This window comes from Streptomyces sp. NPDC033229, assembly GCF_055576875.1.
The window spans coordinates 1-25,872 of the sequence record NZ_JBVIQR010000021.1; the positions used below are offsets into that span (position 1 = coordinate 1).

The 25,872-nt window shown below is 69.7% G+C and carries 27 protein-coding genes and 1 pseudogene; 10 read left to right on the forward strand and 18 right to left on the reverse strand.

Translation table 11 applies throughout. The features are described 5' to 3' along the window. The first annotated feature begins 160 nt into the window (after positions 1–160). Complete coding sequence (locus ACZ53N_RS19425; protein ID WP_469142059.1) at positions 161–1,171, forward strand: helix-turn-helix domain-containing protein; 1,011 nt, start codon at positions 161–163, stop codon at positions 1,169–1,171. A 13-nt stretch (positions 1,172–1,184) separates the two neighbouring features. Next, entirely contained in the window at positions 1,185–1,661 is a 477-nt protein-coding gene (locus ACZ53N_RS19430) for an NUDIX domain-containing protein (RefSeq protein ID WP_469142060.1), read from the forward strand. 292 nt (positions 1,662–1,953) lie between these two features. Here ACZ53N_RS19430 and ACZ53N_RS19435 read toward each other — a convergent pair whose 3' ends face one another. Further along, on the reverse strand, positions 1,954–2,337 hold the full coding sequence (locus ACZ53N_RS19435) for a winged helix-turn-helix transcriptional regulator (RefSeq protein WP_469142061.1): 384 nt from the start codon (positions 2,335–2,337) through the stop codon (positions 1,954–1,956). 121 nt (positions 2,338–2,458) lie between these two features. Here ACZ53N_RS19435 and ACZ53N_RS19440 point away from each other — a divergent pair, with 121 nt between their 5' ends. Together ACZ53N_RS19440 and ACZ53N_RS19445 are read left to right on the forward strand one after the other, a co-directional pair. Further along, complete coding sequence (locus ACZ53N_RS19440) at positions 2,459–3,334, forward strand: NAD(P)-dependent oxidoreductase (RefSeq protein ID WP_469142062.1); 876 nt, start codon at positions 2,459–2,461, stop codon at positions 3,332–3,334. A gap of 164 nt (positions 3,335–3,498) precedes the next feature. Beyond that, a complete protein-coding gene (locus ACZ53N_RS19445) occupies positions 3,499–4,422 on the forward strand; it encodes an AEC family transporter (protein ID WP_469142063.1) in 924 nt (307 codons plus the stop codon). Positions 4,423–4,459: 37 nt separating this feature from the next. Here the strand turns inward: ACZ53N_RS19445 and ACZ53N_RS19450 are convergent, their stop codons facing one another. The 3 genes from ACZ53N_RS19450 to ACZ53N_RS19460 form a co-directional block, all read right to left on the reverse strand. After that, entirely contained in the window at positions 4,460–4,636 is a 177-nt protein-coding gene (locus ACZ53N_RS19450; RefSeq protein WP_469142064.1) for a hypothetical protein, read from the reverse strand. Next, positions 4,633–4,809 carry a hypothetical protein gene (locus ACZ53N_RS19455; protein ID WP_469142065.1) on the reverse strand — a complete coding sequence of 59 codons (177 nt, stop codon included), beginning with the start codon at positions 4,807–4,809 and terminating at the stop codon, positions 4,633–4,635. Before ACZ53N_RS19455 ends, ACZ53N_RS19450 begins: the two co-directional genes overlap by 4 nt. Before the next feature lie 113 nt (positions 4,810–4,922). Next, positions 4,923–5,594, reverse strand: a complete 672-nt coding sequence (locus ACZ53N_RS19460; RefSeq protein WP_469142066.1) for an HAD family hydrolase — start codon at positions 5,592–5,594, stop codon at positions 4,923–4,925. A gap of 274 nt (positions 5,595–5,868) precedes the next feature. Here ACZ53N_RS19460 and ACZ53N_RS19465 point away from each other — a divergent pair, with 274 nt between their 5' ends. Then, positions 5,869–7,953 (forward strand): MFS transporter, encoded by a 2,085-nt coding sequence (locus ACZ53N_RS19465; RefSeq protein WP_469142067.1) that lies wholly within the window; start codon positions 5,869–5,871, stop codon positions 7,951–7,953. A 232-nt stretch (positions 7,954–8,185) separates the two neighbouring features. Here ACZ53N_RS19465 and ACZ53N_RS19470 read toward each other — a convergent pair whose 3' ends face one another. Further along, positions 8,186–8,701, reverse strand: coding sequence for a GNAT family N-acetyltransferase (locus ACZ53N_RS19470; protein ID WP_469142068.1), 516 nt, complete (start codon positions 8,699–8,701; stop codon positions 8,186–8,188). Between the two features lie 86 nt (positions 8,702–8,787). Beyond that, positions 8,788–9,120, reverse strand: a complete 333-nt coding sequence (locus ACZ53N_RS19475; protein WP_469142069.1) for an antibiotic biosynthesis monooxygenase family protein — start codon at positions 9,118–9,120, stop codon at positions 8,788–8,790. A 527-nt stretch (positions 9,121–9,647) separates the two neighbouring features. Between ACZ53N_RS19475 and ACZ53N_RS19480 the strand changes: the two genes are divergently transcribed. Both ACZ53N_RS19480 and ACZ53N_RS19485 read left to right on the forward strand, forming a co-directional pair. After that, positions 9,648–9,956, forward strand: a complete 309-nt coding sequence (locus ACZ53N_RS19480; RefSeq protein WP_469142070.1) for a DUF6879 family protein — start codon at positions 9,648–9,650, stop codon at positions 9,954–9,956. Continuing rightward, complete coding sequence (locus ACZ53N_RS19485; RefSeq protein WP_469142071.1) at positions 9,953–10,795, forward strand: DUF5753 domain-containing protein; 843 nt, start codon at positions 9,953–9,955, stop codon at positions 10,793–10,795. The genes ACZ53N_RS19480 and ACZ53N_RS19485 overlap by 4 nt, the downstream gene beginning before the upstream one ends. Before the next feature lie 129 nt (positions 10,796–10,924). On the opposite strand, the pseudogene ACZ53N_RS19490 reads toward ACZ53N_RS19485, so the two are convergent. The 5 genes and pseudogenes from ACZ53N_RS19490 to ACZ53N_RS19510 all read right to left on the reverse strand — a co-directional run. Further along, positions 10,925–11,490: pseudogene (locus ACZ53N_RS19490) on the reverse strand (IS5 family transposase); the annotation flags it as partial. 101 nt (positions 11,491–11,591) lie between these two features. Beyond that, positions 11,592–12,341, reverse strand: coding sequence for a nuclear transport factor 2 family protein (locus ACZ53N_RS19495; protein WP_469142072.1), 750 nt, complete (start codon positions 12,339–12,341; stop codon positions 11,592–11,594). A gap of 50 nt (positions 12,342–12,391) precedes the next feature. After that, positions 12,392–13,090: a helix-turn-helix transcriptional regulator gene (locus tag ACZ53N_RS19500; protein ID WP_469142073.1), complete on the reverse strand. Its 699-nt coding sequence runs from the start codon at positions 13,088–13,090 to the stop codon at positions 12,392–12,394. Positions 13,091–13,377: 287 nt separating this feature from the next. Beyond that, positions 13,378–14,076 carry a class I SAM-dependent methyltransferase gene (locus tag ACZ53N_RS19505; protein ID WP_469142074.1) on the reverse strand — a complete coding sequence of 233 codons (699 nt, stop codon included), beginning with the start codon at positions 14,074–14,076 and terminating at the stop codon, positions 13,378–13,380. A 66-nt stretch (positions 14,077–14,142) separates the two neighbouring features. Then, entirely contained in the window at positions 14,143–14,601 is a 459-nt protein-coding gene (locus ACZ53N_RS19510; protein WP_469142075.1) for a glycine-rich domain-containing protein, read from the reverse strand. 402 nt (positions 14,602–15,003) lie between these two features. Between ACZ53N_RS19510 and ACZ53N_RS19515 the strand changes: the two genes are divergently transcribed. Next, positions 15,004–15,783 (forward strand): helix-turn-helix domain-containing protein, encoded by a 780-nt coding sequence (locus ACZ53N_RS19515; RefSeq protein ID WP_469142076.1) that lies wholly within the window; start codon positions 15,004–15,006, stop codon positions 15,781–15,783. A gap of 89 nt (positions 15,784–15,872) precedes the next feature. Here the strand turns inward: ACZ53N_RS19515 and ACZ53N_RS19520 are convergent, their stop codons facing one another. Beyond that, the gene (locus ACZ53N_RS19520) at positions 15,873–16,547 is read right to left on the reverse strand and encodes a TetR/AcrR family transcriptional regulator (RefSeq protein ID WP_469142077.1); all 675 of its coding nucleotides are present in this window, start codon (positions 16,545–16,547) and stop codon (positions 15,873–15,875) included. Positions 16,548–16,903: 356 nt separating this feature from the next. On the opposite strand from ACZ53N_RS19520, the gene ACZ53N_RS19525 reads away from it, so the two are divergent. Next, positions 16,904–18,877: a bifunctional glycosyltransferase 87/phosphatase PAP2 family protein gene (locus ACZ53N_RS19525; RefSeq protein WP_469142165.1), complete on the forward strand. Its 1,974-nt coding sequence runs from the start codon at positions 16,904–16,906 to the stop codon at positions 18,875–18,877. A gap of 79 nt (positions 18,878–18,956) precedes the next feature. Here the strand turns inward: ACZ53N_RS19525 and ACZ53N_RS19530 are convergent, their stop codons facing one another. The 4 genes from ACZ53N_RS19530 to ACZ53N_RS19545 form a co-directional block, all read right to left on the reverse strand. After that, a complete protein-coding gene (locus tag ACZ53N_RS19530; RefSeq protein WP_469142078.1) occupies positions 18,957–19,631 on the reverse strand; it encodes a hypothetical protein in 675 nt (224 codons plus the stop codon). A gap of 276 nt (positions 19,632–19,907) precedes the next feature. Continuing rightward, positions 19,908–20,462 carry a DUF6114 domain-containing protein gene (locus ACZ53N_RS19535; RefSeq protein WP_469142079.1) on the reverse strand — a complete coding sequence of 185 codons (555 nt, stop codon included), beginning with the start codon at positions 20,460–20,462 and terminating at the stop codon, positions 19,908–19,910. 1 nt (position 20,463) lies between these two features. After that, a complete protein-coding gene (locus ACZ53N_RS19540) occupies positions 20,464–21,084 on the reverse strand; it encodes a DUF6230 family protein (RefSeq protein WP_469142080.1) in 621 nt (206 codons plus the stop codon). Positions 21,085–21,511: 427 nt separating this feature from the next. Further along, positions 21,512–22,744, reverse strand: coding sequence for a cytochrome P450 (locus ACZ53N_RS19545; RefSeq protein WP_469142081.1), 1,233 nt, complete (start codon positions 22,742–22,744; stop codon positions 21,512–21,514). 286 nt (positions 22,745–23,030) lie between these two features. Here ACZ53N_RS19545 and ACZ53N_RS19550 point away from each other — a divergent pair, with 286 nt between their 5' ends. Beyond that, positions 23,031–24,200: a steroid 3-ketoacyl-CoA thiolase gene (locus tag ACZ53N_RS19550; RefSeq protein WP_469142082.1), complete on the forward strand. Its 1,170-nt coding sequence runs from the start codon at positions 23,031–23,033 to the stop codon at positions 24,198–24,200. Between the two features lie 134 nt (positions 24,201–24,334). Here the strand turns inward: ACZ53N_RS19550 and ACZ53N_RS19555 are convergent, their stop codons facing one another. Further along, a complete protein-coding gene (locus tag ACZ53N_RS19555; RefSeq protein WP_242626008.1) occupies positions 24,335–24,754 on the reverse strand; it encodes an aggregation-promoting factor C-terminal-like domain-containing protein in 420 nt (139 codons plus the stop codon). Positions 24,755–25,009: 255 nt separating this feature from the next. Next, on the reverse strand, positions 25,010–25,834 hold the full coding sequence (locus tag ACZ53N_RS19560) for an ECF transporter S component (RefSeq protein WP_469142083.1): 825 nt from the start codon (positions 25,832–25,834) through the stop codon (positions 25,010–25,012). Positions 25,835–25,872 lie beyond the last annotated feature (38 nt).

Below are 25,872 nucleotides of genomic sequence, written 5' to 3' on the forward strand. Positions count from 1 at the left end.
CCTCAACGTCCTTTGGGCGATGATCCGTGACGGAGAGCAGTTCCATGCTTCACCCCCCGTCACGCTGGCGGCTTGACATCACGATTGGGAAGTCCTACGGCTCCTGGCCGATGGCCTCGGCGTCTCACTGCAGGAGTTGCGGCCGGATGCCCCGCCGTCCGTGGAGGCGGAGGAGCCCGCGCCACGACCGAACGACCTCGACCAGGCCCGGCTTCTCATCTCGGGACATCCATCGCTCGATGTCCTTCTCTCTCCGGACGGTCACTGTGAGGAGCAGCCGCTGGCCGTACTGCGGTCGCAGGTCGACGAGGCCTGGTCGCTCGCGCACGGGGACCGGCTCTCGGAGCTGAGTGGATCGTTGGGCTCTCTCATTCCCCGCCTGGAACGCGCGACGCGGACGGCCGACAGTCGTCGGCGCTCCGAGGTGTACGCGTTGCAGGCTCGCGCCTACCAGGCACTGTCGGCGGCGTTCGTTCAGCAGAACGAAGCGGACGCCGCGTGGGTGGCCGCAGATCGGTCCATCGCCGCTGCCGAGCGGTCCGGCCGTGTGTTGGACGTGTTCGCAGGCACGTTCCGGCTGGCTCATGCCTTCGTGCGCCTCAAGCGCTATGACCAGGCCGACCACGTGGCGCAGTCGGCGGTGGTCGCGCTGAGGCGGCACACCGACCACGCCGAGGCCTCCCCGGATTTCTTGTCCCTCCTGGGTTCCCTGCATCTGGTACTCGCCTTGGTGCACGCGCGGTCCGGGAACCGGGCAGGCGCCCGACGCGAGACGGATCACGCCCGTCGAGTCGCCAGGCAACTCGGGGAGGACCGTAATGACTTCAATCTCGAATTCGGCCCGACCAACGTCGAGATCCAAGCGGTATCCGTCGCGGTCGACCTCGGTGACGCAGGTGAGGCCCTGGAGATCGGTGAGCGGTTGGACGCCTCGGGGCTGTCCATCGAACGTCAGGCCAGACTGGCTCTGGACCTGGGCCGGGCGCATGCCCAGCTTCGGCGTGTGGATGATGCGCTCGAGTCCTTCACCAAGGCCGAACGGCTGGCCCCTGAGATGGTGCACTCGCACGTGGCGGCACGCTCCGCGATCCGAGACTTGATGCTCGTCGCGGGCCGCACCGCTCCGCCGGAACTGCGGGCTCTTGCGCAACGGGCTGACGCGATGTCCTAGCAAGGAGGCGCTCATGGGCAGGCGTGACTTCGAGGACGATCCGGCCGCCCCGGCGGCCAACAGCCTCGTCCCGGCGGCTTCGGCTGTCGTCGTGGACGACGAGGGCCGTGTCCTGCTTCAGCGGCGGAGCGACAATGGCATGTGGGCGCTGCCCGGAGGTGCCATGTGCCTTGGCGAGTCCCTTGCCGAATGTGCCGTGCGGGAGACGCGAGAGGAAACGGGTCTGCGTGTCGAAGTAACCGGCATTGTGGGCACGTACAGCAATCCCCGGCATGTATTCGCCTACGACGACGGGGAAGTGCGGCAGGAGTTCTCCATCTGCTTCCTCGCCCGTCCGGTCGCGGGGGAGGCGGGCGCCCTGGTGGTGTCGGACGAGTCCACGGACGTGCGCTGGTTCGCTCCCGAGGAAGTGGACGCGTTGCCCATGGTGGCCGGCGTTCGCAAGCGCGTGGACGACTGGCGGCATGGGCGTATGCCCGCGATCCGATAGGGCTGGGGCGCGATGAGCAGCCTCGATTCGAGCGAGAGAAGTTCGTGACCCGGACCGACGTGACCTTCCTGGAGCGCGTCGACGGGAAGGTGTGAGCACGCGCCGGACCGGTGATCCGGTGAGTCCCCTGGATAGCTCACGCCGCGGCTCGATCAGCCGCTTCGCGGGGCGATGACGTCGGTGAGCACGGGCGTGCCATGCGCCGCACGGCTCGTCGCGGCCTCGGAGGTCGGGGGCGTGGGGTGTCCCCGACCCGTGTACCGGCGTAATCCCGATCGTCGGGAGACCGCTTCTATCGCCGAGCTGTCGAGGCAACGTCGCCGGAGACGGAGACCTTTTCGGCCCCGATCCGCCGCATGCGTTCGGTGCCCCATGTTCCCAAGGAGGCAAGGGCGGCGTTGAGCGAGACGCCGTGCTCCGTCAAGGAGTACTCGACCTTCGGTGGCACCTCGCGGTACACCTCACGGTGCACGAGCCCGTCTTCTTCCATCTCCCGCAGATGTTGGATCAGCATCTTCTCGCTGACACCCGGCAGTCCGCGTCGAAGCTCGGCGAACCGGCGGGTCCCGTGGTGGTGCAGCTCCCAGAGGATGAGCGACTTCCACTTGCCGGCGACCACGTCCATCGCCGCGTCGATGCCACAGAAATACGGACCGCGTCGCGCTGTCGTTGCCATCTGCCCCCCCAAGAGGTACTTACTCACAGGTGAGTACCCGACTAATTAGTCCGTACTGGTCAACTCTACTGGCTGCGGAGAGGATCGAGCCGAAGGACAAACACGAGGGGGAGCGCCAAAAATGGCAACTGACAACAGCGTCCAGGTGAGTGTTCTCGGGCTGGGGGCGATGGGCAGCGCCCTCGCGGGCGCCCTGGTGAAGGCCGGATACGCGACCACATGCTGGAACCGCTCACCGGGTAAGGCGGACGACCTCGTCGCCCAGGGCGCCAAGGCCGCCGACACGGCCGGCGACGCGGTGCGGGCCGGCCGATTGGTGATCGCATGCCTGCTGGACCACGCGTCGGTCCATGAGGTGCTCGATCCGCTCGCCGATGAGCTGGCCGGGCGGACCCTGGTCAACGTAACCACGACGTCACCGGCTCAGTCACGGGAGTTGGCCGACTGGGCCGCCCGAGCCGGGATCGCGTATCTGGACGGCGGAATCATGGCCGTACCGCACATGATCGGCCAACCTGGGTCATCGATCCTCTACAGCGGTTCGGCCGATGTCTTCCATCAGTACAAGCCGCTGCTCGACCTGTGGGGAGACAGTACCTACTTCGGTGAGGATGCCGGACTGGCGTCCCTGTACGATCTCGCCCTGCTGGCGGGCATGTACGTCATGTTCGCCGGATTCATGCACGGCGCCGCCATGGTCGCGCCGGCCGGGGTGACGGCGGGCGAGTTCGCCACCAGGGCCGCACCTTGGCTGACCGCCATGACCGGCGCCTTCGAAGGGTTCGCCGCAGTCATCGACGGCGGGGACTACACCGTCGAAGGGCAGCAGAGCCTCGACTTCTCCAACCTCGGTCACCTCCTGGCCGCCAGTTCCGACCAGGGCATCAACACCGAGGCAGTCGCCATGGTCCAGCGGCTCATCCAACGCCAGATCGATGCGGGCCACGGAGAGGAAGGCTTCGCCCGGATCTTCGAGAGCATCAAGCAACCGGGCTGAGACCCAGGCCGGCGCAGCCACCGGGCACGGCGCGCGGCGGCGAGTGGGTGCACGACGGGCTGACCCATCGGATCCGTGAGCCGCGAGGGATCATGAACCCCGGAAGGCGTGGGGCCCCTCCGGGCGGGCCGTGCGCGCGGCAGCGGTTGAACGGGTGAGGGCTTGTGCAGGCAGTGATATCCGGCTTCGTGCCGATCTGGGTGGTCACCGCGATGGGCTGGGCGGCAGGCCGCTTCGACCTGCTGGGCCGGCACGCCCAACCCGTGCTCGCCCGGTTCGCGTTCACCTTCGCCATGCCGGCGCTGCTGTTCCTCACGCTGTCCAAGGCCCCGGTGGGGGAGATCGCCGAGCCGGGAGTGGCGGTGTTCGCGATCAGTCTGCTCCTGGTGTTCGGGGCCGGCCTGCTGCTCTCCCGGAACGTGTTCCGGATGCGGCCGGCCGACCGCGCCGTCAATGCGATGGCCGCGTCCTATGTGAACTCGGCCAATCTCGGCATCCCGGTCGCGATCGGGGTGCTGGGTGACACCACGTTCATCGCCGCGGCCGCGGTGTTCCAGATGCTCTTCGTGACGCCGTTAATCATGGTGCTCATCGACCTGGACGTTCATCAGGGGGTGCGCGGTCAGTGGCGCCGGTTCGCGCAACTGCCCCTGCGCAACCCCGTCATCGGCGCGTCGGCGGCGGGGTTCGCGGTCTCCGCCCTGGGCCTGTCGCTGCCCACCTCGATGACCGAGCCGATCCGGATGGTCGGTGGCGCGGGTGTCCCGGCGGCCCTGTTCGCTCTCGGGATGTCCTTGAACACCAAGGTGGTGCCGGATGCCAAGGGGATCGCCGAGCGGCTCGTCCTCGTCGGCCTCAAGACAGCCGCGCAGCCGTTGCTCGCCTACGCGCTCGGGCACTGGCTGTTCGGTCTGCACGGGCACGCGCTGCTGGCCGTGGTGCTGTGCGCCGGCCTGCCCACCGCCCAGAACGCGTTCCTCTACGCCGCCGAGTACCGCCTTCGCACCGATGTGCCGAGGGACGTCGTGGTGTGGTCCACGCTCCTGTCACTGGGCACCCTGTCGCTGATCACCTGGCTCCTCGCGTGACGAGGACGGTCCGCAGGTGGAGAGAGCTCGCACCGGCTCAGTCGGACGCTTCGCGGGCGATGACGTCGGTGATCATCGGGCCGCATCCGTCCTGGCCGTCGGGGGAGAACCGCAGGACGCTCATGTTCGTGGTGGGAACGCAGTCGAAGTGGAAGGTCTGCCAGTCACCGCCGTCGGGAACCGTGACGGTGACCGGCGGCCGGGGCGGCCTCACACCCTGGCGCCGCACCGATCGCGGCGTGCCGCCGCGTGCCACGCCGCGAGGAGGCGTTCGTACATCCTCCGCTCCGACCTGGTGAGCAGGCCCCGGCGCGTGGCCAGGAAGGCGCGGATGGTGTCGTTTATCTCCTCGGGTGACAGATGGTCGGTAGTCGGGTCGAGTGACATGGAGCCAGGCTACGAGCAGGAGGCCCCCTTAAACCCCCAGACTCGATCAAGTTCGCGGAACGCTCATCAAACGGTCATCAAGACGCACGCTCCCCGAGACCCGTGGCAGCTTGTTACCCGACCGTCAGCACGATGCCGCCGTCCGGACCCGCCGTGACCCGGACCTGCTCCAGGTCCATGACGTGGACGTCCGGCGTGTGGGCCGCGGCGCGCGGGCCGACGCCCACGACGCGCATGCCGGCCGCCTTGCCCGCCGTGATGCCCGCCTCGGAGTCCTCGAAGACGACGCAGTCCTCCGGGGCGAAACCCAGGGCGGCGGCGCCCTTGAGGAAACCCTCCGGGTCCGGCTTGCTCGCGCCGACGCTCTCCGCCGTGACGCGGACCTCGGGCATCGGCAGGCCCGCCGCGCCCATGCGGGCCGTGGCCAGGGCGCGGTCGGCCGAGGTCACGAGGGCGTGCGGAAGGTCGGCGAGGGCGGCCATGAAGGCCGGGGCGCCGGGCACCGGGACGACGCCGTCGACGTCGGCGGTCTCCGCCGCGAGCATGCGGCGGTTGTCGGCGTGGTTCAGCTCCATGGGGCGGTCCGGAAGGAGGACGGCCATCGTCGCGTAACCCTGGCGGCCGTGGACGACCTTCATCACCGCGTCCGCGTCCAGCCCCTGCTCATCCGCCCACTGGCGCCAGCAGCGCTCCACGACGGCGTCGGAGTTGACGATCGTGCCGTCCATGTCCAAGAGCAGGGCACGGGCGGTCAGCGTGATCGGGGTGCTTGCGTTGGCCGGCATCGGCGGACTCCAGGGCGTGGGAGCAAAGACAAGTGGCTCCGCCCGCCGGTCAGGGTATACGGACGGAGCCACTTTGTTCCTTCACGATACAAAAAGGGCGCAGCGAACGCCAATGTCGCTGGTCGCAGCGCTCCAGGGGCGGTGCAGGCGCGCTCCAGGGGCTGCCAATGGGCTATCCCAGCGGGCCGCGGGCGCGGATCCGGATCACGATGGGTGGACGCGGGGCGCCGAGCGTTCCGCGGGACCCGAACCGAGCCGCATCCGAGGAGCGCTCATGGCGGAGGACACCCCGGGCCGAGCCGAGTACCCCCCGGGCCCCTCCCTGGCCGCGGCGCAGCCCTACGTGCCCGGCGAGGGGCAGTCCCCGCGCACCGTTCTGGTCGCGATCGGCGCGCTGCTGCTCGGGCTGCTGCTGGCGGCGCTCGACCAGACGATCGTCTCGACCGCGCTGCCCACCATCGTCAGCGATCTCGGCGGCCTGGAGCACCTCTCCTGGGTCGTCACCGCCTATCTGCTCGCCTCCACCGCCGCGACCCCGCTGTGGGGCAAGCTCGGGGACCAGTACGGGCGCAAGAGGCTCTTCCAGATCGCCATCGTCATCTTCCTCGTCGGCTCAGCGATGTGCGGCGCCGCCCAGAACATGCCGCAGCTCATCGGCTTCCGGGCCCTTCAAGGCCTCGGCGGCGGCGGGCTGATCGTGCTGTCGATGGCGATCGTCGGCGACATCGTGCCGCCCCGCGACCGTGGCCGCTACCAGGGCCTGTTCGGTGCCGTCTTCGGCGGTACGAGCGTCCTCGGGCCGCTGCTCGGCGGGCTGTTCGTGGACCACCTCAGCTGGCGCTGGGTGTTCTACATCAACCTGCCCATCGGCATTGTCGCGCTGCTCGTCATCGCCGCCGTGCTGCACATCCCCACCCGGCGCACCCCGCACCGCATCGACTACCTCGGCACGTTCCTCATCGCCGCCGTCGCCACCTGCCTGGTGCTGATGACCTCGCTCGGCGGGGTGAGTTACCCCTGGGGATCCTGGCAGATCATCGGCCTCGGGGTGCTGGGCGTCGCGCTGCTCGTCCCCTTCGTGCTCGTCGAACGCCGGGCGGCCGAGCCGGTCCTGCCGCTGAAGCTCTTCACGATCCGCACCTTCGCGCTCTGCTCGGTCATCGGCTTCGTCATCGGCTTCGCGATGTTCGGGTCCATGACCTATCTGCCGACCTTCCTCCAGGTCGTCCAGGGCGTCTCCCCGACGATGTCCGGGGTGCACATGCTGCCGATGGTGGCCGGCATGCTGATCTCCTCCACCGCCTCCGGCCAGATCGTCAGCCGCACCGGCCGCTACAAGGTCTTCCCCATCGCCGGCACCGGGCTGACCGCCCTCGGGCTGCTCCTGCTGCACCAGCTCGACCCCGCGAGCGGTGTCGGCGAGATGAGCGCCTACTTCTTCGTCTTCGGCTTCGGGCTCGGCCTGGTCATGCAGGTCCTCGTGCTGATCGTGCAGAACTCCGTCGGCTACGAGGACCTCGGCGTCGCCACCTCCGGTGCCACGTTCTTCCGCTCCATCGGCGCGTCCTTCGGCGTCTCCATCTTCGGCACGATCTTCACCAACAAGCTCGGGCCGCGCATCGCCGACGCCCTCGCCGGTGCGAAGCTGCCCGCAGGCGTCACCCCGGAACAGCTCCAGGGCGACCCGCGCGCCGTCTCGGCGCTGCCCCCCGCGGAACGGGCGGGGGTGCTCGACGCCTACTCCGTGTCGATCACCGATGTCTTCCTCTACGCGGTGCCCGCCATGGCCGTCGCCTTCGTCCTCGCCTGGCTGCTCAAGGAGGAACCGCTGCGCGGCAGCGTCACCGCCCCCGACACCAGCGAAGTGCTCTCCAGCAACCCCGTCGAACGCTCCTCGCGGGACGAGTGCGCCCGCGCGCTGTCCGTGCTCGGCAGCCGCGAAGGCCGCCGCAAGGTCTACGAGAAGATCACCGAACGGGCCGGGCTCGATCTGCCTCCCGCCTCCAGCTGGATGCTGCTGCGCATCAACCGCTACGGATCCGCCGAACCCGCGATGCTCGCCGAGCGCGTGCCCGTACCGCTACGGGTCATCACCGAGGCGGCACGGGAGTTGGAGGTGCGCGGCCTGGCCGTCCGTGAAGGGCTGCCGCTCGTCCTCACCGACCGGGGGCGGGACGTCGCGGCCCAACTCTTCCAGGCGCGTGAGGAGTCGCTCGCGGAACTGCTCGGCGACTGGTGGTCGCCGGACCGGCCCACCGACCTCATGGAGCTCGTACGGGAGCTGAACGGCGAGCTGTGCGGGTCGGACGCCGAACAGCCCCACAATGGGCAGACGGGCGACCACCGGCGCAAGCCGTAGCCGTACCTCTGCCAGGGGCTGTCCGACGGGTCTTCGGCTGCCGGGCCCGCCGTTTGCCGCCTGCTGCGGTGAGCGCCCTGCGGGCGCGTCCTCAAGCGCCGGACGGGCTGGTATGGGCTGAGCTCAGCCCGTACCAGCCCGCTGGGGGCACCTCCCAGCGGTAGCTGGGGGAGCTTGAGGACACCGCCGCGCAGCGGTGGTGCGCCACGTCCCCATGATCCGCCGGACAGGCCTAGGCCAGTTCCTTGGCGAGCCACACCTCGGCGTACGGGCTCTCGTTGTAGCGCGGAATCGGCAGATACCCGTGCCGGGCGTACAGTGCCCGGGCCTCCACCAGGTCCATCCGGGTGTCCAGGACGATCCGCTCCACGCCCCACGCGCGGGCCGCCTCCTCGGCGGCGCCCAGCAGTACGGCCGCGCCGCCGAGGCCGCGCTTGGCGGGGCGTATGTACATCCGCCGCAGCTCGGCCGTACGGGGGTCCAGCCGTCGCAGCCCCACACAACCCGCCTGCTCGCCGCCGTGCCGGCCGACCAGCAGCACGCCGTGCGGCGGGGTGAGGTCGTCGCTCGGGTCCTCGGCGAGGTGACGGTCGATCTCCTCGGGCGTCGAGGTCCGGTCGTGGTTCAGCTCGTACCAGCGGTCGGCCACATCGATGAGGTACTCACGCAGCAGAACAGCCGACTCGGCGGAGCCGACCGGCTCCGGGCCGACGGTCCAGGGCAGGCGGGTGGTCGCGGCATCGGTCATGCCGGGATCCTCGCATGTGGGGCGGGTGTGACGCCCGGGGTTTACCGGCGGGGGCGGGCGGCCGTCCCCGCCGGAGCGCGGGGCGGTCAGCCGTTCTTCGGCGCCGCCTGCTGGACGACCTCGAAGGACCACAGCGTGGAGCCGGACGCGGCGGGCTTCTGCTTGGGGGCGCCGTCGCCGCCCTCACCACCGCCGTGCGCGGCCTTCATCGTGCCGTTCATCCACGCCTGGAAGTCCTCCTCGGCACGCCAGCGCGTGTAGACGAGGTAGGTGTCCGTGCCCTCGACGGGCCGCAGCAGCTCGAACCACTCGAAGCCGTCGGAGTTCTCGACGGAACCGGCCCGCGCCGCGAACCGCTTCTCGAGCGTCTCCCGCTGCTCGGCGGGGACGGTCAGCACGTTGATCTTTACGACGCTCACATGACACCTCTCAGGAAACACAGGCCGGGCACTGCACCTTGCCTTGACCACGTGCGAGCAGTCTCCTACATCCGCCGGTCAAAGCGTCGTGAGGATGACTCCCAGGCGTCCCCCAGGGCGCAGCGAGAGCGATGTTCCTCGCCCATCGCCTGGAAGGGCTGGGAGGACCCGGAAGCCTTGGAAGTTCCGGTAGGGAACGACTGCCCGCATGAGGGATCAGATGCGGCGGGACGGACGTCCAGGAGCAGGGCGGAGTCCCGGCATCCCGCCGCCCCGTCCTGAGCTTCACGCTTGGCGATCGCCGGGTGGTGACGTTCAGCGACTCTCAGGCTAGGGGTGGGGTGTAACCCCTAGGCGCCATCTGTTGCCCAAGCCCTCCGTCGCCACTGCCCCCTCGCCTGCCCGCTGTGGCTGGCGAGGGGGCCATTAGCGGTTGCCCCCACGCGAATAATCGAGAATCACGCCGGACAGAACCTCCTGGGCGGACCCATCCTGGTCAGGATCTGTCCGACGAGAGGGGCACAAAGATGGCTCGGCGACTTCGCTTCATCGGCACCAACTCCGGCAACGCCCGCCGGAACAGTGCCGTTGGCGAAGACATCCGGAACCTGTGGAGGGGCGACGCGGAGTGGCTGAAGCTCCCGGAGGAAGATTTCTGGCTCTTCGATTCGCGCGTCATCGCGCGGCTTCATTTCGACGACGCGGACCGGATGACCGGCGTCGAACTCGTCACGGACCCTGTGGAGGTCGCGCGCGCCTGCCAGGTCCGCGATGCGGCATGGCACCACGCCGTCCCCCACGACAAATTCAGGGATCAGGTGTCTTCCGCCGAGTGACCACAGACTTTCAGCAGGCCAGGGCTTCCCTCGGTGCGCGACTCCGCGAGTTGCGCACCGAGCGGAGGCTTACGGGCCGGGAGTTGGCGGACAAGCTGGGGTGGCCTCAGTTCAAGGTCAGCAAGCTGGAGACCGGACGCCAGACCGCCACCGCCGACGATCTTCTGGCATGGGCACGAGGCACCGGACGGCCCGAGGCGGCCGAGGAGCTGACCACCCGGCTCCGGAGCCTGGAGTCCCGGTCCCGCTCCTGGCGGCGACAGCTTGCCGCCGGGCACAAGCCCGTCCAGGACGCACTCACGGCCGAGTACGAGCGTTCCACGATGTTCCGGGCCTGGCAGAGCGCCATGGTCTCCGGCATGTTCCAGACGGCGGAGTACGCCCGCCACGTGATCTCGCGGTACAGGGATCTGCACCAGTCGGTCCGGGACACGGAGGAAGCCGTCCGGGCACGCGTGAAGCGTCAGGAGATGCTGTACGAGCCGGGCAGGACGTTCCACATCGTGATGTGGGAGGCCGCTTTGCACTCCCTGATCTGCCCGCCCTCGGTACTGGCCGCACAACTCGACCGCCTGAGTGGCGTACTCGGACTCGACACCGTGACCCTGGGTATCGTCCCGTTCGGCGCCCCTCTCAAGCTCCCGCCCGCCAACGGGTTCTGGGTCTACGACGAACGCCTGGTCGTCGCGGAGGACTGGCACGCGGAACTGTGGCTCGACGACGCGGAGAGCGTCGGTCTGTATCTCAAGGTGTGGCAGGCGTTCGCCGACTCGGCCGTCTACGGTGCCGACGCCCATCGCGTGATCACCCGTGCCCGGCGGGCGCTGGACACCACTTGAGAATCATGCAGAAGTCCCTCCTGCGCCGATCGAATATTCGCGAATCTAAGATTCCAGGCAGGCTCCCCGTCCCTAGCGTGTCCGCATGGCAAGCAGCAGAGAGCCGACGCCGGACAAAGCCCCGCTGACCTGGTCGACCAGGGCCTTCTCCAGGCGCATCCCGCACCGTTCGGCTGCCTGGTCCAGCAGGGCGATGCCGGCTTCGTTGTCGTGCGCGCTGGCGGCCAGGACCACCACGCCGAGGATCAGGCCCAGCACGTCGACGGCCAGTCCCCGCTTCCTGCCGGGCGTCTTCTTGTTCGCGTCCAGTCCCGTGGTCTTCTTCGGCACCCCGGCCGCCCGCGGACGGACTGGGTGTCGATGATCACCGGGGACGGGTCCTCTAATCGCCGGGCCCGCTCCCGCACCTGGCAGCGCAGGATCTCCTGGGTCCGCTGGTCAAGGCCGTCCTGGCGCCACAGGGTGAAGTAGTAGAACACCGCCGACCAGGCCGGGAAGTCATGTGGCAGGAGCCGCCACTGACAGCCCGTCCGGTTCTGGTACAGCAGCGCGTTCACGACCTCGCGCAGATCGCAGGAGCCCGGGTCTCCGGTCGCCGAGCGCGCGGCCCGCTCCTGCTTCCAGGCGGTGACCAGTGGCTCGATCAAGGCCCACTGCCCGTCCGGCAAGTCTGTTGCGTACGGCATCCGTTCCATGCCCGAACATCATCATGCACACGACATGCGAGTCAGCCTGAAGGCTTCCGTACCCTCGAGCGGGCGACACCAGATCATCCAGAAACGAACTTAACGCCCACTCAGTACCGGAACGGACGAGGCCCCGTCAGTGACCACGCGCGCGCGAACCGGCCCGCGCGCACCGTCAGGAGGTCGACTCCGCCGACGGAGGTGCCGTCCACGCTGGTTTCGGCCGTCCAGAGGAGCGCCACATGCCCCCGCGTGGGGTCGACGATGGGCCGCCGGTGGATCGTGAAGGCCGGTGGGTCATCGGTTTGGGCCTGTCGCTTGATCAGGTCGGCGAGCTCGGAGGGGCCGTGCGCGTCGCTGACCGGGTCAGCCCCCGAGAACAGGTCGAAGTCGTCAGTCACCACGTCCAGGGCCAGTTCGACCCGGCCGTTGCGAAGCTGCATCCAGCGGTGGCACAGCTCCTCGATCGCGGCAGGGCCGGTCGTCTCAGCTGCCTCGGGTCCTGGATCGGACTGCGCACAATGCCGCTCTGCCACGAACGTCCAGTTCTCGTGGACGCGGTCGTCCTTGAGAATGTTGACGTCGATGCCGGTCAGTACCTGACCGTCGGCCTTCCTGACGTCCCACAGGTAGGCGAACCGGTCACCGGCGTCGACGCATACCCTCGGGCTGAAGATGTTCACATGCCGTGCGCGGTAGGCGGCAATGAACCGTTCCTGCTGGTGCGGGCCGATCACGGTGTCCAGGCCAGCGCTGCGATTCGACCACTGCACGCAATCGTCGGACATCAGGTCGTACGCCAGGGAGGGGTCCTCGTTCCACATACGGCACCACATGGTCATGCGCTTCTCGTTGTCCATGACGAACAGTCTGGCAACCGCTCGCGACACCGCTGTGTCGGTGATTGAGGTCACCACGCGAACGGTTCGGCGTCCAGGCGCTTCAGCTCGGCCTGCCAGTGCGGCTCCCGGGACACCACCCGCTCGCCCGACAGCTCCAGCGAACTGATCCGGTCGAGCTGGAAGCCTCGGATTGCTGACCGCAGTCGGCACCACGCCGCCAGATACCAGCCACTCGGCCCCCACAACAGCCCCAACGGCTCGACGTCGCGCGTTGTCACCGCGCCGGCTCGGTCGGCGTAGGTGAGGTGCAAGACGCGTCCGGAGACCATGGCCTCGACGATGACCTCGCTCAACACACCGTTCACGCTGGGCGTGTGGTCCCCGACCCGGTACACCTGCCGGGTGAGCGCTTCCTCCCGATGTCGCACGTCGGCGGGGAGCACCGCCAGCACCTTCTGACTGGCGCGCCGTGCGGCGGCCGCAAACGGAGTGGACGCCGCCGTCCGAAGCGCGACACTGATGGCGAGGGCCTCCGCGGTGCTGAGCGTCATGGGCGGTAGCGTGCGCTCCCGGTCCAGGCTGTATCCCCCGGCCCGACCGGCGTTGCTGCGGATCGGCAGGCCCGACTGCCGCAACGCCTCAAGATCCCGTTCAACAGTGCGCACGCTGACCTCGAAGCGCTGTGCCAGCCACCTGGCGCTGCGTGGCCGCGGCGCCACTGCTCGAAGTTCCTCAACCAGGGCGTACAAGCGATCGGTGCGATTCACCACCCCAGCCTAGGCTTTGAACTTCTCGGTGGGTTTCGCGCTGACGTCCGATGGGGTGTGTCCACTGAACGGTCCTGTCGCACACCAGGTGATGGCGCAGAGAACGAACGATTACGAACCGAGAGAGAAGGGACTTAACGCCCTCTCAGAGAACACAGGCCGGGCACTGCACCTTGCCTTGACCACGTGTGTGCAGTCTCCTACATCCGCCAGTCAAAGCGTCGCGAGGACGATTCGTCTGCGACTGCCCGGACATGACCGGGGGCTGGCGGGGGCCTTCTTCGGTTTCAGGCCGATGCCACCGACTCCTGTCCTCCTTGGACGCCCCGGATGAACAACGTGCCCGTGCGCCGGGCCCCCGGGGGCGGGGCGATCACGGAGGCGGACACATCCACGTATCCGTGCTCCTTGAGGATCAGCGCCCACACCTCTGCTTCGTAGTCCCACCGCTTGACGACAGCAGGGTCTTCATCAGGCCCGCGCGGGATGTACGACGCCTGGCAGCCGTAACACCCTTCGACCGGGGGTCGCTGGGACATGGCGAACACGCCACCGGGCTTGAGGCTCGCGTGGACGATCGGCAGCAGCAGGCCGGGGTCGGAGAACCAGCCCGCACCGAAGACGCTGTAGATCGCGTCGAAGACGGTACGGGTCTCTCCCAGGTAGGCGAGCGCGTCGCCCTGGTGCAGCTCCATCCCCTCCACGTCGGACCACCTGTCCCGCGCCTTCGCGAGTTGCTTGGGAGAGAGGTCGATGCCCACAGCCCGCATGCCGAGGCCGGCGAGGTGGGCCGCGTTCCCGCCCGCACCGCAGCCGAGGTCAAGCGCGGTCTCGCCCGGCTTCAAGGCAAGTACTTCGGCCCCCGGGCCGTGGTCGGCGTACTGAGTCCAGTTGAACCACGTGGACTCGCCCCGGGCATTCGTCGTGCGCCGCTGGGGCTTGGTCTGCGCGTACTCGTCCCAGGCAGCGCTACGGGCGTCAGACACTTCGGTTCCGTTCTCGCTCACGGGCACATCCGCCCGGCGTCGTGGCCGGGCGGCCGGCTCAGGGGGCTACTTGTTCACGGGGCTGTCGGTGCATCCAGCGTGGCACTGCGAGCAGTCCGCCGCTCCCATGCCGGGCCAGAACTCCGGGTCGACTTCGAACCCGGCCGCCTTGATCGCGGCCGTCGTCGCCGCCATCGCCGCCCTTCCCTCCTCGGGGTCCGCTCCGGCCCCGTCGTCGGGAACGTGGTGGATGTAGTCCACACCGAGGGACCTGGAGAACGCGACGTAGGGAACCGTCCGCTGGAGGAACCGGTGCCAGAACAGGTCCACGCGGAGCGAGGGCGTCAGCGGGCTGTCGGTGACCGTGCCGGCGGCCAGGAAGGCCACCATCTGGTTCACACCGCGCTCGCCCGTCTCGTCGGTGAGGTCGGGCCAGTCCTTGCGCACGTCCTTGATGAGCAGGGCCCGAAGGTCGCGGCTGATGAGGTCGAGAGCCTCGGTCGGTCGCTGGTGGGTGATCGTCACGTCTGTGCCTTCCTGGTCGGATGGTGCGCGAACGTGGGGGCCTTACGCGCGGTGCTTGGGGCACTCGCACGGGGGCCAAGCGGCAGACGCCGCCGGGCTGAGCCGCATTTCGCTCCGGCTAGCGGGGTAGGCGACCTGGGCGCCCCAGGTGCGGCCCGAGTCGCGGGAGACACGCACGGTCATGGAGACGCGTCCAGTCCCCGCCTTCTCCTCAGCACCCATCGCGGTCATTGCGAACCTCTCGCCGTCTGCCGTTGGTGGGCTAGATGTTCGCCTCTCGACGCGGGTCACAGCGACGACGCATCAGGCGTCTCGCGGGCGTCACTCAGAGGGGTGTCAATGACGCCCTCAAGGGCGTCAATTGGGTGTCATTGAGAGTTGCTTCGGTCTAGCTTTGACGTCATGACGACGACCGCTGTGGTGCCGAATGATGTGCTGCGGGCCGTGCGTATCGGCCTGCGCTTAAGCCAGGACGACTTCGCCAAGGCGCTCCGCCGGGCAGGTGCGGAACTGGGAGAGCCGAACGAGGCTTCCAAGCGTCTGGTGCAGCGCTGGGAGTCCGGCACGAGCAAGACGCCTCGGGGCGTGTACGCCCGGGCGTTGGAGCGGGTCACCGGCCGTCCGGTCGAGGCTCTGGGGTTCACCCTGCCGGTGCCGATGGCGCGGGTGCACGCAGACGGGAAGGGAGGGCATGACATGGAGAGCGGTGCAGGTGGTGTCACTTCTGCCGCAGCGGGTGTGCAGCCTGCCGTGCGGACGACTGAGGAAACGTTCTCGGGGGTGTGGCTCAGCCGCTACGAGTTCTTCTCTTCGAGCCGGGGTGACTCGTACGAGGGCAAGCACTACGTAGTGATCGTCCAGCACGGAAACCGGCTGACCGCACAGAGTCTGCCCGGGGCGGGCAGCAATCCGGACAGCCCGCTCACGCTGGACCTGACCGTTGATCGCAACGTGGTCACGGGTACGTGGGTCGAGCAGACGGCCGCAGACGGCTACTACAACGGGGCCCGCTACCACGGGGCCATTCAGCTCCTGGTCGAGCCGACCGGCCGACGCATGGCCGGGAAGTGGGTCGGCTTCGGCAAGGACTTCGATGTGAACACCGGACCGTGGGAGCTGCGGTTGGTGGACCGGTCCACCAGTAAGGCGACGCTGGAGCGGTACAGCCGGCCGCCGGAGTGATACGTCACTTCCCCCGCAGGGCTCGCGGCTGATCACCTGGTGCCCCTTCTTGCATCAGAACCCTGCCGGAGCCAACCCGAACCGGCGTTTCACCCCGTCTGCGGCCTCGGACGGCCCGAGCTGAGGTCGGCCAGGACCGTGCCGAGCTGTTCGAACGTCAGCGGGGGTGCGGGCAGGGGGTGGGCGGCCTCCGTGCGGAGGCCGTCGAAGAGGAGGGCGAGCTGGCGGCGCCAGGAGCCGGGGGCGACGGCGGCGGAGGAGGGGACGCAGCGGCCGACGGCGGCGAGGGCGAAGAGGAGGTCCTCGGCCACGATGTCGGGGCGCATCGTGCCCTGTTCCTGGGCACGGCGGACGAGCAGGCCGACCGTCTCGTGGTTGTGCTCGCGGAGGGTGGCCAGGGTCGGGCCGGCGGGGATGGCGGTGGTCATCAGGTCGATGGCGCCCCGGTCGGCGGCCAGGCCCTCGAAGACCGCCTCCATGTAGCCGACGAGGGCCGCCCAGGCGTCGTCCGCCCGGCGGGCCTCCTCGCCCAGCCGCAGCCCCGTGCTGAGGGTGTCGTGGAAGACCGCCTCGATGAGGTCCTCGCGGGTGGGGAAGCGCCGGTAGAGGGTGGCGTTGCCCACCCCCGCCCGGCGGGCGATGTCGTCGAGGGGGGCCTCCAGGCCCTGCTCGGCGAACAGCTCGCGGGCCGCCTCGATCAGCAGCTCCCGATTGCGTTGCGCGTCGCGCCGCAGGGCTGGCGGCTTGTCTGCACCGGTGCTCATGGTGCGCACCCTAACAAGTGTGGACTCATCCCCGTTTGCGTCGCCTCCGGGGAGGGTCCGGGGGTCGGCTCCGTCGTCGAGTCCGTCGTCGGGCCCGGTGCGGGTCCGGCGTCGGGCGCGGCCACAGGCGTGGCGCGGGCCCGACCGGTCCGGCTCGGTTGCGACGAAATAAGGACACCTGTGGGAAGTTGTCAAGTGACCTGGGGGTGACCTGCGTCTGTTCTTCAGGACTCAGTAAGGTCTCAAACAGCCTTACGAGGCTGACCGAGCTGGGCGGAGTGGAGGAGCGGCGGGGCGTGGCGAACGCAGAGGGGGGCGGGCTCGGGAGTCCGCCGAAGACGTTTTCACGGATCGGCATGGCGCTGGGAGCGCTGTGGCTGCTCGCGGGGGTGCTGGCGGTACGTCAGGCGGCGGTGGTGCTGCGGCTGCCGCCGGAGCGCCGCTTCACCGACCTCGAACGGTGGATCGGTGACAACGGTGTCCTGCACGTACGGGGCTCGCTGTACGACAAGGACGGCTTCACCGGCACCCCCTTCGCGGGCCTGGTGCTCAAACCGCTGACCCGGGCCGCCGAGCAGAGCCTCGGCATCGCCTTCACCTTCGGCACCCTGCTGCTCGTCGTCGCCCTCGCCCTCGTCGCCGCCCGCGCCCTGCCCGGCCCGGTCTCCCGCCGCACCGCGCTGCTCGCCGCCCCGGTCGCCATCAGCCTGACCGTGCTGTCGCTTCCCGTACGCAACACCTTCACCCTCGGTCAGACCAGCATCCTTCCCGTGCTGCTCGTGCTCCTCGGGTGCTGCCTGCCCCGGGCGGCCCAGGGCACCGGGCGCACCACCGGCATCCTCGTCGGCCTCGCGGCGGCACTGCAGCCCGTCGTGCTGCTCTTCGCGCCCCTGCTGTGGTTCACCGGGCGCCGCCGGGCGGCCCTCACCACGGGCGCCACCTTCGTGGCGTGCTCCGCGCTGGCGTGGGCGGCCATGCCGGACGACTCGTGGACGTACTGGGTGCACCACATCGCCGGGGCGGGCCTCGGCCAGGCGCCCGACGGGCTCGCCAACCAGTCCCTGCACGGCCTGCTGCTCCGCATCGGCCTGCGCGGCCCCGTCGAGCTGGTGCTGTACGCGCTGCTCGCCGCCGGTGTCACCGTGCTCGGCCTGCGTCGGGCCGTGCGCTACGCCAAGGACGGCCAGGCGCTGCTCGCGGTCGCCATCACCGGCTGTGCCGCGCTCGCCGTCTCGCCCACCGCCTGGCAGCACCAGCAACTGTGGATCCTGCTCGCCGTCGTCGGCCGGGTCGGCAAGCGCCGCGCCGACCGGCTGGTGTGGCCCGTGCTCGTCGTGCTCGTCATGACGCTCACGAGCACGGCCCTGATGCCGCACAACCGGGTCCAGGGCCCCATCGCCGACCACGCCCCGCTGCTCGCCGCCCTCATCGCGGCCTGCGCGGTGCCGTTCCTGTCCCGTACCTCGCCGCTGTGGGAGAAGCCGCTGCCCACCCCGGTCAGCGAGCCGCGGCCGGGCCGCTTCTCCTGGGTGCCGCTGCTGCGCTTCTGGAAGCGCCCGCTGTCCCGCCCGAACGTGCTGCTGGAACTGATGCTGATACGCGCCGGTTACTGGATCTACTCCTTCATCCGCTCGCAGGTGCCCGACGAGCGGATCCTCGCGGAGTCCCACGGCCGGCAGATCCTCGGTGCCGAGCAGTTCCTGCACATCGACATCGAGCACGGCTTCAACCAGTTCGTGGCGCGCACCGGCTGGCTCACCGACAGCATGAACTACTACTACGGCACCTTCCATTTCCTGGTGCCCGTCTCCCTGCTCGTCTATCTGTACCTGCGCCGCCCCGGCACGTACCGCTGGGCCCGCACCGCGCTGTCGCTGGCGACGCTCATGGCGCTCATAGGGTTCTGGGCCTACCCGCTGGCCCCGCCGCGGCTCATGCCGGGCCTCGGCTACGTCGACACCGCCAACGGCCCGCAGGACCTGGAGAACCCGGACTTCGGGGCGCTGACCGAACTGTCCAACCAGTACGCGGCGATGCCCTCGCTGCACATCGGCTGGTCGCTGTGGTGCGGCGTCGTGATCGCCATCATCGCGCCGAAGGTGTGGATGAAGGTGCTGGGTCTGCTCTACCCGCTGCTGACGTTCTCGGTGATCCTCGGCACCGCCAACCACTACGTGCTGGACGCGGTCGGCGGCGCGCTGGTCGTGACCGCCGGGTTCGCCATCCAGTACGCGCTGTGCGGCCCCGGCCGTACGGAGGGGGTGCCCCCGGCCGGGCGCCCGGGGAACAGCGACGCCCGGGAACGGAAACCGGCCGAGGTCGCCGGCTGATCCGGACCGGGCAGAGGCGCGGGGTGCGCGTACGGAACGGTCCGTACGCGCACCCCGCTCTCCTTTCACGGTGTCCGGGTCAGCCGCTCACCGTGATCTGGGAGGTCGGGTCCGTGACGTCCGTGACGTCGTACACCGCGTTGAACGCCGACGTCACGGCGCCGGTGGGACAGCCGAAGCCACCGGTGACCTTCACCGGGACCGAGGCGTTCACGAAGCTGATCTTCGAGGGGCTGCCGTTGGTCCAGGTCCCGGTGACGGAGCTGGGGCCGGTGGGCGCGGACGTCACCGTGCAGCTGGCCAGCCCGCTGGTCTGGAGTACGAAGCCCGCGGTGGGAACGGTCAGTGTCGCGCTCGCCGGCGACCCGTTCTGCATCGAGACGCCCCAGGTGCCGGTGGTGGTGACGGTGGCGGTCACGCCCGGCAGGTTGGTCGTGCAGGACGAATACGTGGGCGGGTTGATGTCACTGGCCACCGGTCCCGCGGGGTTGGCGTTGTCCGGCGCCTGGGGGATGTGGTTGTTGGTGCCGTCGGCCGACGGCTGCGACGCGGACACCGAACATGTGAGGGTCACCGAACCGGCCTTGAAGGTCGCCTTGCCGTTGACCTTGGCGGTGAAAGCGTGGCCCGCCGGGGTCACGGTGGTCGAGTCGGCCGGGGCGGGCCGGGCCTCCGCGACGCCGGTGCCGGCCAGGGTGAGGGCGGCGGTGACCAGCCCCGCACCGGAGGCGAGCCACGTTCTTGACTTCGTCATTTTGGGACTCCTTGTGTGGGAGGTGGGAGGTGCGGTCGCACTTCGTGCGTTGGCGCTCTGTGCGGTGCGGCTGTGAAGGGGGGCCGGCCGCTGTCCGTCCGCTGCGGGGCGGGCCCGTGCCGCTCCGGTGGGGCGCGGGACTGCTTCGCTTCACGTCCCGCGACCCACCTGCGCGTCCCGGGCCCTCACGCCGGTGGGCCTGCGGCTGTCGGCCGGTGCCCGAGCGTTTTCGGGCAGGCCGGGACACCGGACTGCCCGGGCTACCGGACAGCCGGACTAGCGGGTGGGGTGCGACTCGGGAGGCGGCTCGGTCCCGAGGGTGGGTGGACTGACGCAATCAGGCTTCTGATCGGGGGGTAGGGGCTTGTGCCCCGACGTCGTTTCCGGCTCGGAGCCCGGCTCGTTCCCCGATCCGGGGCCGGGACCCGGTTCCGGCCCCGCCGGCAGCGGTTGCCACGCGAAGATCATGCCGCCGCCGATGGTGCCGATGATCGTGCCGAACAGGAACCCGCCGAGGTTGGACATGACCAGCGTCGCCGTGGCGACCATGACCGTGAGCACCCCGGCGAGCGTGCGGTACTGCGGGGCGAACCACGCGGTCAGCCCCATCACCACCATGACCAGGCCCATCAGGACCGATGGGATGCCCGCGATGCCCTGGTGGAGCATGATCTTCAGCGGTGCGAGCGGGATGGCGCTGATCTCCGCGCCCGCGACGATCGTGGCCAGGCCGCCCCAGAAGGGGCGCCCCTTGCGCCACTGGCGCCACGCGGCCCACGGGCTGCGCCGCGCGGTGCCGGGCTCGGTGCCGCGCCGAGAGGCAGCGGCCACGTCAGAAGCATTCCCGCTTGCCCTTGGCGACCTTCATGCTCAGCCCGGAGAGCTTGAACGTGCCCGCGTTGGTCGCCCAGGCGACCTGCTGAAGGTTGGTGATCTTGACGGAGTCGGCCTGCTGGGCGAAGAGGTCCTGCATGCCCTGGGCGTTGTCCGGGCCCTTGTCCACCGTGGAGGCGTCCCGGCCGATCTCGATGTTCTTGAAGACCGCGTTGCCGGAGAGCTGGGTCGCGTCCACGAACAGGTCGCTGGCCTCGACGGGGTCCTTCCCGCCGCCCGCGCTGAGGTTGAGTGAGATGTCGCCGATGATGGGCAGATGGGTCACCACGGACTGGCAGAGCTTCTTGAGCTCGGCCTTCTTGATGGCGGTCACGGCGACGGGCAACAGGTCGCCGCGGGCGTTGGTGTCCACGCTGCCGTACTGCGCGAAGCCCTCGCCCTCCAGGCTGTCGGCGGAGACCTTGAACTGCTGGCCCGACACGGCGAACGAGGCGGCCAGCGCCCCGTCGGCCAGTGCGACCGCCAGCGCGGCCGTGGCCGCGAATCCCGGGACGGCCAGAACGGCGAACTTCCGCCACCGAACGCGGCCCGTCACCTGTCTTCCTTGAGCGTCTTTCATACTGATTGTCCCCTCGGAGAGCGTTGCACAGCGCAGGCAGCGCTGCTGGGGTGCTGGGGCCCGGTGGTGCGCACGGGGAGAAGCGGCTCTTGCGGTGCGCGATACCGATCACGGCGGCATGCGACGGGCATACGGTGCGGAGCTCGTGCGGCGCGACGGTCGTGGGGTGCGGCGCACACGCGACGTATCGAACATGCCACCCTCGAAGGTGTACCCGAGAGTAAGTCCGCGCCTGACGGCTGACAAGGTTCTGGTACGGACCGATTCCGGCCTATCCAGGGTCAGTTGGGGGTGAGCGCCCTGCGGGCGTGTCCTCAAGCGCCGGACGGACTGCTAAGGGCTGAGCTCAGCCCAATCGAGCCCGTCCGGCGATTGTTGGACGCCGCCCCGCAGCGGTGGTGCGCCCCCCGTGATCCGCCGGACACGGCTAGGCGTACCGCACCCGCAGCTCCTTGATCCCGTTCAGCCAGGCCGACCTCAACCGCCTTGGCTGACCCGCGAGTTGGATGTCCGGGAGGGTGTCGGCGATCGCGTTGAAGACAAGGTCGATCTCCATGACGGCCAGTGACTTGCCGAGGCAGAAGTGCGGACCGCCGCCGCCGAAGCCGAGATGGGGGTTGGGGTCGCGGGTGATGTCGAAGTTCTCGGGGGCGTCGAAGACCTCGGGGTCGTGATTGGCGGAGGCGTAGAAGAGGCCGACGCGCTGACCTGCCGCGATCCGGGTGCCCGACAGTTCGGTGTCGCGGGTGGCCGTGCGCTGGAAGGAGACGACCGGTGTCGCCCACCGCACGATCTCCTCCGCCGCCGTCACCGGCCGCTCCCGCCGGTAGAGGTCCCACTGCTCGGGGTGGGTGAGGAAGGCGTGCATGCCGTGGCTGATGGCGTTGCGCGTGGTCTCGTTGCCCGCGACGGCCAGCAGCAGGACGAAGAAGCCGAACTCGTCGGAGCCCAGATTGCCCTCGCCCTCGGCTGCCACCAGCCGGCTCACGATGTCCCGCGCCGGGCACTTCGCGCGGTCGGCGGCGAGGCTCATGGCGTACGCGATGAGCTCCGCCGCGGCCTCGGCGCCGATCTCCTCGGTGATGGCCAGCTCGGGGTCGTCGTAGCCGATCATCTTGTTGGACCAGTCGAAGATCCGCGCCCGGTCGTCCTGGGGGATGCCGATCAGCTCGGCGATGGCCTGCAGGGGCAGTTCGCAGGCGATGTCGGCGACGAAGTCGCCGCTGCCGCGCTCACGTGCCCGCGCCGCGATGGCGCCCGCCCGCTCGCGCAGGGCCGCCTCCAGGGCGCGCACCGAGCGCGGGGTGAAACCGCGCTGGACGATCTGGCGGACCCGGGTGTGTTCGGGCGGGTCCATGTTGAGCATCATCAGTCGCTGCGCTTCGATCTCGTCGCGCCCGATGTGCTCGCTGAAGCGGATCACGGAGGTGTTCAGCCCGGCGGAGAAGTCCTCCGGCCGGGTGGACACCTCCCGGACGTCCGCGTGCCGGGTGACGGCCCAGAAGCCCTCGTCGTCGAAGCCCGCGACGCCGCGCCGCTGGGCGTTCCACCAGACGGGCGCCGTCCGGCGCAGCGCCGCGAACTCCGGGAGCGGTACCCGGTGCCGGTAGAGATCGGGGTCGGTGAGGTCGAAGCCCTCGGGCAGCGCGGGACAAGGCATCGGGCACTCCGTTCCTGACGGCATCGCTGCCGTCATTGCTGACGGCCCATCAGAAATGCCCGAAGGTAACGACGGGTCCCGAAGGAGGCAAGGCCGACGACGCCATCTGTTGCGCACGCGGTGGTTGCGCGACTCTTGCGTACCGAGGTGGCAGTCATAAGACTGCGAGCGGAACTAGAACGCGTACCAGTTCGGCCAGGGGTCGGTGGTGGTCAGGCAGGGCCCCGGGAAGAGACAGCTCCGTGGGCGCCGGGACGTCCCGCGGCGCCCACGAGAGGACGAGTCAATGGCCGCGGAACCCGTCATCGTCGAAGCCGTGCGCACCCCCATCGGCAAGCGTCAGGGGGCGCTCGCCAATCTCCACCCCGCCTATCTGCTGGGGGAGACCTACCGAGAAGTCATCGCCCGCACCGGCATCCAGCCCGACTGCGTCGAGCAGATCGTCGGCGGCACCGTCACGCACGCCGGTGAGCAGTCGATGAACCCGGCACGCACCGCCTGGCTCGCCATGGGCCTGCCCTACGAGACCGCCGCCAGCACCGTGGACGCCCAGTGCGGCTCCTCCCAGCAGGCCAACCACCTGGTGGCCAACATGGTCGCGGGCGGGGTCATCGACATCGGCATCGCCTGCGGCGTCGAGGCCATGAGCCGGGTCCCGCTGGGCAGCGGCTCCAAGCACGGACCGGGCAAGCCCTTCCCCGACGAGTGGAACGTCGATCTGCCCAACCAGTTCGAGGCGGCCGAGCGAATCGCCCGCAAGCGCGGTCTGACCCGTGAGCGGGTCGACGCGCTCGGGCTGCTCTCGCAGGAGCGGGCGGCCCGGGCCTGGGCCGAGGAGCGCTTCAAGCGGGAGGTCTTCGCGGTCCAGGTACCCACCACCGAGGAGGAGCAGTACGCCGGGCAGGGCATGTGGCGGCTCGTCGACCGCGACGAGGGGTTACGCGACACCAGCGCGGAGGCGCTCGCCCAACTCAAGCCCGTCATGCCGACGGCGGTCCACACCGCCGGGAACTCCTCGCAGATATCCGACGGGGCCGCGGCCCTGATGTGGGCCTCCAAGCGCATGGCCCGCGCCCTGAAACTGCGCCCCCGCGCCCGGATCGTCGCCCAGGCCCTGGTCGGCGCGGATCCGCACTTCCATCTCGACGGGCCCGTCGACGCCACACGGGCCGTGCTCGGCAAGGCGGGCATGTCGCTGCGGGACATCGACCTGGTGGAGGTCAATGAGGCCTTCGCGTCCGTGGTGCTGTCCTGGGCGCAGGTCTTCGACCAGGACCTGGAGAAGGTCAACGTCAACGGCGGCGCGATAGCGCTCGGCCACCCGGTGGGTGCCACGGGGGCGCGGCTGATCGTCACCGCGCTGCACGAGCTGGAGCGCGCGGACAAGGAATTCGCGCTCATCACGATGTGCGCGGGCGGGGCGCAGGCCACGGGCACGATCATTCAGCGGCTGTAGCGCGGGTTGTCCTGCGGACTGCGGGCCGTCTTGCCGCCTGCGGCGGCGGGCGCCCTGCGGGCGCGTCCTCAAACGCCGGACGGGCTGCTTGTGGCTGAGCTCAGCCACCAGCAGCCCGTCCGGGGCAGCTTCTATCAGTACCAGTTGTGGGTCTGCCAGAAGGCCCAGGCGCCACAGGGGCTGCCGTAGCGGTCCTTCATGTAGTCCAGGCCCCACTTGATCTGGGTGGCGGGGTTGGTCTGCCAGTCGGAGCCGGCCGAGGCCATCTTCGAACCGGGCAGCGCCTGGACCAGGCCGTAGGCGCCGCTGCCGGCGTTGGTCGCCTTGTGGTTCCAGCCGCTCTCGTGCTCCACGATCTTGCTGAAGCACTGGAACTGCGCGGAGTCCTTGATCATCTGCTTGGCGGTCTCCTGCGCGGCGGCCTTCGGGGCCGCGGTCGCGGCCTGAGCCGGCACGGAGGCGAACACGACTCCGGCGGTACCCAGGGCGAGGGCGGCACCGGCGACGGTGGCCAGCTTGCGGGAGGCGGCACGGCTGATGGTCGAGAACGTCACGTAGGAACCTTCCGTGGGGGACATGGGCCGCCGCCGGGCCGACTTGCGCTCCGGCGACTCAACCGACCATGGACGACGCGGCGCGGCCTGGCAACGACCCCCCTCTACTAGCCGGCCTCGCAGGACGGGGGCGGGCGAGCGGGACATCGGGGCGTTCGTGGAAGGGTGTCCGGGCGTACGAAGCGGGGTCGTATGTGAACGGGGTCACGTGGGGGCGTTCACAAATCGGTAATCCCCGCAGTTCGATTGCAGGTATTACTTGCGGTCCGTTTCGGCGTCCTCGAAGCGCACCGGCGCGTCGAAGGCCGCGCGACGGGTGGCGCGGCGCAGGGCCTTCAGCACGGTGGGGCCCAGGGCGAGGGTCGCCGTCACCGTCACGATCGCCCGGGGCACGTCCCAGCCCAGGGACGTCGCCAGGCAGTACGCGACGAAGCGGGCGAGGTTCTCGGGGAGCGGGTCGCCGGGGACGAAGGAGACGCCCGTGGCGAGGGAGCCGATGTAGGGCCAGCCCTGGAGGTTCATGATCGTGCCGTAGAGGAGGGACGCCACCGCCCCGTATCCGGCGAGCAGCACCAGCTCCCGGCGCCCCCGCAGCCGGTTTGGCCCGGGCAGCAGGCCCGCGCCCATCGCCACCCACCCCATGGCCAGCATCTGGAACGGCATCCACGGCCCCACCCCGCCCGTCAGCAGCGCGGACGCGAACATCGACACCGAGCCGAGGACGAACCCGAAGCCGGGTCCGAGCACCCGCCCGGACAGCACCATGAGGAAGAACATCGGCTCGATGCCGGCCGTCCCCGCCCCCAGCGGCCGCAGGGCCGCGCCCGCCGCGGCCAGCACGCCCAGCATCGCGATGGCCTTCGCGTCCAGACCCGCGTCGGCGATGGTCGCCGCCACCACGGCGAGCAGCAGCGGCAGCAGCGCCGCGAAGAGCCAGGGGGCGTCCTTGGAGTGGGCGAGGCCGGAGGCGGTGTCCGCGAGCAGTGGCCAGCCGAAGGCGGCTACGCCTGTCGCTGAGACGAGTGCCAGTACGGCGATGGATCTCGGGCCGAGGCGGACGGCTCGCGCCTGGCGGTCCATGCCGGGGCTCCGCCCCGGACCCCGGTCCTCAAACGCCG